The organism is Variovorax sp. P4_D9, from assembly GCF_056401695.1.
In genome coordinates, this window is the sequence record NZ_JBFUIU010001376.1 from 1 (window position 1) to 1551 (window position 1551).

Consider the following 1551-nt stretch of genomic DNA (forward strand, 5'->3'; position numbering starts at 1 on the left):
GTATTGCGCCGTGACGTCGGCCCATGGCCGTCGGTTTCCCTCGATTCAGAACACCTCGTAGCCCGGCGCGAGTAGGCGTGCCGAGTCGAATTGCTGCTTCGCGGTGCGCCCGCGGCTCAAGGCCGAAATGCTTCGCCTTGAAGGGACCGCCGCACCGGTTGAGATTGAGACCTGTCTCAGGGATTCCATCTCCATCGCGCGTCGTCAGGGCGCAAGGTCCGTCGAACTCCGCGCAACGACAAGTCTTGCTAGTTTTTGGCGAGAACATGGGCGAAGCTCCGACGCGAGGCAAGAGCTCGCGTCTGTGGTTGGCTGGTGGCTTCGATACCGCCGACCTTCGACGCGCACAAAAGCTGAGCGACTTGGCCTGAAACGCAAAGCAGGCTCCGGGCCCAGACGTGCCAGCTTGTCAAGCGCTAGTGCCGCCAGGCCGCGTCCCTATAGCCGGGCCGCTCGCCGGCGAACCGACCCAATCGGCAGGATCCGCCGCGCAGACCGTAGGCTGCGTTAGGCCTAGCCGTGAATCGCGCCCACGCGGTGGGACTTGGCGGCCGCCACCACCGCATCAGGATCCTTCGCGATGACTTGCCGCGGACGCTGACCGCTCAGATGAGACTATTGCTCTACGCGCATTGCCCTAGTCGAGGACGATGTTGCCCTTCTTGACGACGGCAGTCCAGCGGGCCGCGTCCTCTTCGACAAAGCGGGCAAATGCCTCGCTGCTGTTACCAACCGGTTCGTACTCAAGAGATCGAATGCGCTCGGCCACATCGGGCAATGCCACGATTCTTTGAATCTCGGCGGAGAGTTTTGAGATGATCGCGGCGGGGGTGCCTGCCGGTACGAAGAAACCGCCCCAGCCGGACAGATTGGCAAGCGGATAACCTACCTCCGCAAAGGTCGGAACCTCCGGGAGCTTTTTGAGCCGAGCCGGGGCGCCCACCGCCAGGACGCGAACCTCCTTCAGGTGATTCAAGTAAAAGCCGGGTGAACCGGTGGCGGCGGTCACCCTCCCACCCAGCAGGTCCGAAAGCGGCTCCGCCTCGCCCTTGTACGCCACGTGGGCCCAGTCTGCGCCGGACTTTTGGCGAATGGCCTCAGTGATGATGTGCCCCGTCGATCCGATGCCCCAGGACGCGACGCTGACGCGTTGCTGTGGCTCCTTCGACATGCGAACCAAGTCCGACAGCGATTTCGCGGCGCTGCCGTTCTTGACCACCAGCACGACCGGCATAGTCGCGACGAGGGAGACCGGAACGAGATCCTGCAAGCGGTATGGCGCGGCAGGCCGCACAACCGTATTCTGTACAACGGAAGCGAGGCTCAGAAGGACCGTGTACCCGTCAGGTGGCGCCTTGGCCACGGCGGCGGCGGCCAGCATCCCCGCAGCGCCAGCTTTCGATTCAACAATCACAGGCTGCTTCCAGGCGGCACTCATCTTTTCGGCGACGGTGCGGCCGATTGCATCCAGAGTGCCCCCCGCGGGAGCCGACAAGATGAACCGGATCGGCTTTTCCGGATAGCCAGTCTGCGCGGTAGCAGGCGGAGCCC

General features: G+C 63.8%; 1 protein-coding gene. It reads right to left on the reverse strand.

The features are described from left to right. Nucleotides 1-637: 637 nt before the first annotated feature. The coding region (locus AC1DY5_RS55110) for a Bug family tripartite tricarboxylate transporter substrate binding protein (RefSeq protein ID WP_478122611.1) at nt 638-1551 on the reverse strand (914 nt) is incomplete at its 5' end.